The 7,263-nt window shown below is 70.4% G+C and carries 6 protein-coding genes; 4 read left to right on the top strand and 2 right to left on the bottom strand.

What is annotated here, in order from left to right:
* The 4 genes from HUU95_RS04450 to HUU95_RS04465 all read left to right on the top strand — a co-directional run.
* Positions 1–2,220: TonB-dependent receptor (locus HUU95_RS04450; protein WP_174279003.1), on the top strand; the 2,220-nt coding region annotated here is incomplete at its 5' end.
* Between the two features lie 31 nt (positions 2,221–2,251).
* Entirely contained in the window at positions 2,252–3,427 is a 1,176-nt protein-coding gene (gene uxuA, locus HUU95_RS04455; RefSeq protein ID WP_217429769.1) for a mannonate dehydratase, read from the top strand.
* Positions 3,424–5,286 (top strand): glycoside hydrolase family 2 protein, encoded by a 1,863-nt coding sequence (locus HUU95_RS04460; RefSeq protein WP_254602615.1) that lies wholly within the window; start codon positions 3,424–3,426, stop codon positions 5,284–5,286. Before uxuA ends, HUU95_RS04460 begins: the two co-directional genes overlap by 4 nt.
* 124 nt (positions 5,287–5,410) lie before the next feature.
* Positions 5,411–5,578 carry a hypothetical protein gene (locus HUU95_RS04465; RefSeq protein WP_174279004.1) on the top strand — a complete coding sequence of 56 codons (168 nt, stop codon included), beginning with the start codon at positions 5,411–5,413 and terminating at the stop codon, positions 5,576–5,578.
* Positions 5,579–5,718: 140 nt separating this feature from the next.
* Here HUU95_RS04465 and HUU95_RS04470 read toward each other — a convergent pair whose 3' ends face one another.
* Together HUU95_RS04470 and HUU95_RS04475 are read right to left on the bottom strand one after the other, a co-directional pair.
* Positions 5,719–6,408 carry a response regulator gene (locus HUU95_RS04470; protein WP_174279005.1) on the bottom strand — a complete coding sequence of 230 codons (690 nt, stop codon included), beginning with the start codon at positions 6,406–6,408 and terminating at the stop codon, positions 5,719–5,721.
* Positions 6,405–7,263 (bottom strand): sensor histidine kinase (locus tag HUU95_RS04475; RefSeq protein WP_254602616.1); only part of this gene is annotated, 859 nt, incomplete at its 5' end. The genes HUU95_RS04470 and HUU95_RS04475, both read right to left, overlap by 4 nt.

Here is a 7,263-nt window from a genome sequence, read left to right on the forward strand (position 1 = left end):
GCGCCCGACTCGCGCTCGACCGAGCTGACCGACGGGCAACAGGGCGCGCCCGGCGGCCCCACCGCCGCCGTCGACGGCGCCACCACGGCCGGGGACGTGATCGTCACCGCCAACAAGCGCGCGGAGAACATCCAGAACGTGCCGCTGGCCGTGTCGGTGATCGCGCCCGCGCAGCTCGCCGCCGCCGGCGTGCGCAACTTCGCCGACCTGGGCAAGATCGCGCCCTCGCTGGTGGTGCGCCCGGCGGAGCAGCCGCAGAACTCCAACGTGTCGTTGCGCGGCGTCGGCACCTTCGCGTTCGGGATCGGCGTCGAATCGAGCGTCGCGGTGCTGGTCGACGAGGTGCCGCTCGCGTTTCAGGCACGCGCCTTCACCGACCTGCCCGATGTCGAGCGGATCGAGGTGCTGCGCGGGCCGCAGAGCACGCTGTACGGCAAGTCGGCGTCGGCCGGCCTGGTCAACCTGATCACCCGCGATCCCACCAGCGAACTGCGCGTCCGCGCCAACGCGGTGGGCACCACCGACGAGGAAGCGGGCGCGAACTTCAGCATCTCCGGGCCGCTGACGCCCAATCTCGGCTATGTCGTCTCCGCCGCGTATAACTACTGGGATGGCAACGTCCTCAACCGGTACAACGACAAGGAGGTGAACGGGCGCGAGACGCTCAACCTGCGCGGCAAGCTGCGCTGGAAGCCGACGGACACGGCGTCGCTTACCGTGTCGCTCAACTATGTCGACGGCAACACCGATGTCGGCCGTCCCTTTGTTCACATCTCGCCCAACGCGCGGCTGCGCGGCAATGCCGCGCTGACGCCGGCGGTGGTGTTCCCGGGCGTGACGATCGGGCCGGACAATCAGGACATCAGCAACAATTACGATTCGCGCACGCGCTACAGCGGCGGCGGGGGCTATGTCCGCGCCGAGATCGGCGTGCTGAACGACCTGAACCTCGTCACAATCACCTCGTACGACCGGTTCCACCTGTACGACTATCTCGACCAGGACGACACGTCGTCGACCGCGACGGTGGGCAGCAACAACCAGATCGGCCAGTTCCGCTCGGAACAGGAGACGCAGGAGGTCCGGCTGCAATCGCCGGGCGACAAGCCGTTCCGCTATACGGTGGGCGGCTATGGCGCGCGCGTGATCTTCGAGCGGCCGTTCGTGCGCGGGCCCTATTTCTCGCTCGCCAACTGGAACGCGCGCGCGCAGTCGAACCAATATGCCGGTTTCGCGCAGGTCGACTGGACGGTGGTGCCCAGCCTGACGCTGACCGGCGGCGGCCGCGTCCAGCACGAGCGCGTCTCGTACCGGTATCGCGACAACCTCGCCAACACCTCGTTCAGCGGGGCCGCGAACGACACCGCCGGCACCTATCGCGCCAGCGCCCGATATGCCTTCACGCCGGACGTGAGCGCGTTCGCAACCTATGCCACCGGCTACAAGGGCCAGACCTATGATCTGACCACGGGCTTCAACGCGAACCGTGCCGCCGCCGGCCCGATCCGGCCGGAACGCTCGCGCGACAAGGAGGTGGGCGTCCGCAGCCAGTTCCTCGATCGCCGGGTGACGCTGAACGCCACCTATTTCGACACGACCTATCGCAATCTCCAGGCGCAGACGATCGAGACGCTGGCGGACGGCACGTCCAACTACCGGCTGACCAATGTCGGCCGGCTCAATACCAAGGGCGTGGAGGTCGAGGCCTCGGCGCGGGTCGCGCAGGACTTCAACCTGAACGGCGCGGTGACCTATCTCGACGCCAGATACACCAGCTTCCCCGTCGCCCAATGCTACCCGTTGCAGACCGCCGCCCAGGGCTGCACCGGCTCGCCGGGGCGGCAGAACCTGACGGGCACGCGCGCGATCCAGGCGCCCAAGTGGAAGTTCAACGTCAGTGCCGACTATTCCCCGTCACTGGGCGGGCATCTGCGTGGCGTCGCGCAGGCGAACTGGCAATATCAGACCAAGGTGTTCTTCACGCCGGTCGATCCGGAGACGATCCAGGGCGCCTATCACATCGTCAATGTCGGGCTGGGCGCGCGGGACGAGGACCGGCGCTGGGAAGTGGTGGCGTTCGTCAACAACGTCTTCGACCAGCAATATTACGGGTCGCTGGTCAACACGGCAGGCAATTTCGGCAGCAACATCGCGACGCAGGCGGTGCTGCCGCGCGATTCCCGCCGCTATGGCGGGCTGCGGCTGGCGCTGAACTTCTGACACCGGCCGCGTGCGACGGGAGCTGCTCGCCATGCGCATGACGCTGACGATGCGGTGGTTCGGGCCGGCCGATCCCGTGCCGCTGCGCGACATCCGCCAGGCGGGCGCGACGGAGGTGGTGACCGCGCTGCACGAGCTGCCCAACGGCGCGGTCTGGCCGGCCGACGCCCTCGCCGCGCGCCGCGCGCAGGTCGAGGCGGCCGGGCTCGGCTGGACGGTGGTGGAGAGCCTGCCCGTCCATGAGGAGATCAAGCGGCGCGGGCCCGGTTGGGACCAGCTGATCAACGCGTTCTGCCGGAGCCTGGTCAATCTGGCGGGGGCGGGGATCGGCACCGTCACCTATAATTTCATGCCGCTGCTCGACTGGACGCGCACGGACCTGGCGTGGCCCATGCCAGATGGCGCGCTGGCGCTGCGCTATGACCCGGTGGCGGTGGCCGCGTTCGACCTGCACATCCTGCGGCGGCCGGACGCGGCGGCGGACTATCCCGCCGCGATCGTCGAGGCGGCCGCGCGTCGCCATGCCGTGATGGACGAGGCGGCGCGGCACCGATTGACGCGCACGATCATCGCCGGCCTGCCCGGCAGCGAGGAGAGCTTCACGGCCGACCAGTTCCGCGCGGCGATCGCCGGCTATGACGGGCTCGACGCCGAGCGGTTGCGCGCGAACCATGTCGCGTTCCTCCAGGCGGTCTGCCCGGTCGCCGACGAGCTGGGGCTGCGGCTGGTGGTTCATCCTGACGACCCGCCGTTCCCGCTGTTCGGCCTGTCGCGCGTGGTGAGCACGGAGGCCGACCTCGTCCGGCTGTTCGAGCTGGTGCCCAATCCGTCCAACGGCCTGTGCCTGTGCACCGGCTCGCTGGGCGTGCGCGCCGACAACGACCTGCCCGGCATGGTCGAGCGGCTGGGCGAGCGGATCGGCTTCCTGCACCTGCGGTCCGTCCAGCGCGAGCCGGACGGCGCCTTTCATGAGGCGGCGCATCTGGAGGGCGATGCCGACCTGCCCGCCGTGGTCGCCGCGGTGCACCGGCTGCAGCGGCGCGAGGGCCGCGCGATCCCGATGCGCCCGGATCACGGCCATCAGATGCTGGACGATCTCGGCAAGCAGACCAATCCCGGCTATTCGCTGCTCGGGCGGATGCGCGGGCTGGCCGAGTTGCGCGGGCTGGAGCGCGGCATTGCGCAGGTGACGGGAGTGATGGAGTGATCCGTCGGCTCGTCGTCGCGATGCTCGCGGCCACCCCCGTCGCCGCCCAGCAGGCGCCGCCGCCCTCGCCGACCCCGCTGCTCGTGGCGGCGGACCTGCGCGACGGGCTGGACCTGTCGGGGCCCTGGCACTGGTCGATCGATCCGTTCCGCTCGGGGCTGGCGGGCTTCCATGGCGAGACGCCCGATCCGGGGCAGCAGCGCTGGCGCGATGTCGACGTTCGCGCGGAGATGAAGCGCGACCGCCGCGTCCTGGACGAGTTCGATCTCGCCCATTCGCCGCTGACCAGCCTGCCCTCGTCCTGGCTGACGCAAGCGCCCGAGCTGCGCCACTATCAGGGGCTGATGTGGTATCAGCGCGTCTTCGCCGGTCCCGCGCATCGGCAGGGCCGTTACTTCCTGCGCTTCGGCGCGGCGAACTACGCCACGCGCGTGTACCTGAACGGGCGGGAGGTCGGGCGGCATGAGGGCGGCTTCACGCCGTTCGCGTTCGACGTGACCGCGCTGCTGCGCGATGGCGACAATCAGGTCACGGTCGGCGTCGACTCGCAGGCGACGCCCGCGACGGTGCCGCCGCCGGTGACCGACTGGGAGAATTACGGCGGGATCACGCGCGACATCCGCCTGATCCGGACACCCGACACCTATGTCGACGACGCCTGGGTGCGGCTGACGCGCGACGGCCGGCTGGCGGCGGACGTGCATCTCGACGGTCCCGCGGCGGCCAACCACGCGGTGCACCTCGGCATCGCCGCGCTCGGGCTGGATCGCGACGGCGTGACGGACGCGCGCGGTGACTGGCACGCCACGATGCCGGTGCCGCGCAAGCTGGTGCGCTGGTCGCCGGAGGATCCCCGGCTGTACGACGTCGCGGTGACGGCGGGCGCGGATCGGTGGCGCGACCGGATCGGCTTCCGCACGATCACCGTGCGCGGGCCCGACATCCTGCTGAACGGCAAGCCGATCTTCCTGCGCGGCATCTCCATGCACGAGGAGGAGCTGGGCACCGAGCCGACGCGCGCGATGACGCCCGCCGCCGCGCGCGCGCTGCTGACCGAGATCAAGGATGGCCTGCACGGCAATTACGTCCGGCTCGCGCATTACCCGCATTCGGAGGTGACGCTGCGGCTCGCCGACGAGCTGGGGCTGCTCGTGTGGAGTGAGGTGCCGGTCTATTGGCTGGTCGCCTGGTCCGATCCCGACACGCTGGCGCGCGCGCGGGCGATGGTGGCGGAGAATATCGGCCGCGACCGCAATCGCGCCGCCATCGCGATCTGGAGCGTCGCCAACGAGACGCCGGTGACCGACGCGCGCAACGCGTTCCTGCGCACACTGGTCGCCGATGTGCGCCGCCTCGACGACACGCGGCTGGTCAGCGCCGCGCTGCTGGTCGATCGCGCCACCGCGAACGGCCATCCGGTGATGACGCTCGCCGACCCGCTCGCCGATGCGCTCGACGTGATGGCGGTCAACACCTACAACGGCTGGTACACGCCCGACCGTCTCGCCGATCTGCCCGCGAGCGAGTGGCGCGTGCCGGCGGACAAGCCGTTGATCTTCTCCGAGTTCGGCGCGGATGCGCGCGCGGGCTTTCACGACATCGCGACCGAGCAGAAGTTCTCGGAAGAATATCAGGCCGATTACTATCGCTCGACGCTGGCGATGGCGGACAGGCTGCCGACGCTCCGCGGCATGTCGCCCTGGATCCTCAAGGATTTCCGCTCGCCGCGCCGCCAGAACCCGGACTTCCAGCAGGGCTGGAACCGCAAGGGGCTGATCTCCGAAACCGGGCAGCGCAAGGCGGCGTTCGACGTGCTCGCGCGCTACTATGCGGGCCGGGCGGACGCGCCCCCTCGATAGCGCCAGGCGGGCAAGCGCGGACTTTGGCCAGATCAGCGTCCGCTTCTTGCGCTTTGACACCGGCGAAGGCGGTGTCTCCGCTCGACCGCCAGCGGGACGAGACCCGCACCTGATCGAACAGGTGATGCCCGAGCAGCGTCAGGATCGTACCGCCGCTCAACGCGACGAACCCGATCGCCGCCGCCGCCAGATCGCCCGCCGACGTTTCGTGCCCGCCGACCGAGGCGAACAGCTGGCGCATCGTCGCGACGCCGAGCGCGAGCAGGGCCGCGCCGATCGCACGCAGCCCTAGATCGCCTCGCCATCCCCATCGCTCGCGCCGCATGCCGCCCTCCATGACCACGGCGAGCCATCTATCCTCGCGGGCATAGGGTTTGGAGACGGTCGGGGCGGCGTCTGCATAGCTATTGCATAGGGTCGGGCGTCGCCGGTTCAGGAATCGGCGATCAACCGATAGCCGATGCCCAGTTCGTTGACGATCAGCGTCGGGCGCGCCGGATCGGGTTCCAGCTTCTGACGAAGGTTGCGCACGACGATGCGCAGGTAATCGACGCGCCGATCCACCTCGTGCGGCCACGCGGCCTGGAGGATGCGCTGGTGCGTGACGACCCGGCCGGGGTGGAGTGCTAGCTGGTGGAACACCTCGAATTCCTTGCGGGTGAGGTGCACCGCCTCCCCGTCGCGGGTCACCTCGCGATTGGCGAGGTCGACCCGCACCGCGCCCGCGCGCAGCACCGCCGTCGCGCCCTCCGCTTCCAGCCGATCGCGCAGCGTCGCGCGCAGCCGCGCCAGCACTTCCTCGCTGTCGAACGGCTTGGTGATGTAATCATGCGCGCCCAGATCGAGCGCCGCGACCTTCTGGTCGGTAGCATCGCGCGCGGAGACGACGAGGATCGGCGCCGCCTGCTGTTGCCGCAGCAGCTGCACGATCTCCAGCCCGTCGCGATCGGGCAGGCCGAGATCGAGCAGGATCGCGTCGGGACGCCTCGACCTGGCGAGCGCCAGCGCCTCGGCCGCCGTGGTCGCCTCGATCGGCTCGTAGCCGGCGCGCGCCAGCGTGGCGCCCAGCAGGCGGCGGATGTATACTTCGTCATCGACGATGAGGATGCGCTGGCCGGTCATCCGTCGGCGCCCGGATCGGCGGCGCGCACCAGCAGCCGCTCGGTGAAGGACAGGGTGAAGCAGGCGCCGGCCCGATCGGTCCGGTTCGCGGCGCGCACCGCGATCCCCATCGCCTCGGCGAAGCCCTTGACGATCGCCAGCCCCAGGCCGGTGCCCTTGGGCGAGCGGTCGGACCCCTCCAGCCGGCGGAACGTCTCGAACACCTCGGCCTCGTGCCCCGGCGGCAGGCCCGGCCCCTCGTCCAGCACCGACATCTCCAGCTCGTGGTAGCGACGCTCGGCGCGGATGGAGATCGGGGTGCCCGCGTCGGCGTAGCGGCCGGCGTTGTCGAGCAGGTTGAGCAGGCAATGGTGGAACAGCTGCGGATCGACCGTCACCAGCGGCAGGTCGGGCGCGACCGCCAGCTGGATCGCGTGCCCTTCCAGCGAGCGCCGGGTGTCGTGCACGGCGGCGGCGACCGCGTCGGTCAGGTCGACCGGCTCGACCGCCAGCTTGAGCGCGCCCGCCTCGACGCGCGCCATGTCGAGCAGGTTGGCGATGAAGCGGTTGAGCCGCATCGCCTCCGCCTCGATCATCGCCAGCAGCGGCTCATCGAGGCGGCGGCGCAGCTCGGACGCGGCGGCGAGCACGGAGGTGAGCGGCGTGCGCAGATCGTGGCCGACCGACGACAGCAGCGCCGAGCGGAGCCGGTCGCGCGTGCGCACCGCCTCCACGTCGCGCATCTCCGCCTCCAGCCGCAACCGTTCCAGCGCCAGCGCGGTCTGGTCGGCGAGGCTGACCAGCAGCTGGAGCTGGTCCGCGCGCACTGGCTCGGCGCCGTCCTCGCGCGCGATGCCCAGCACCGCCAGCACCCGC

The sequence above is a fragment of the Sphingomonas bacterium genome, assembly GCF_903643065.1.
Taxonomy (GTDB): Bacteria; Pseudomonadota; Alphaproteobacteria; order Sphingomonadales; family Sphingomonadaceae; genus Sphingomonas.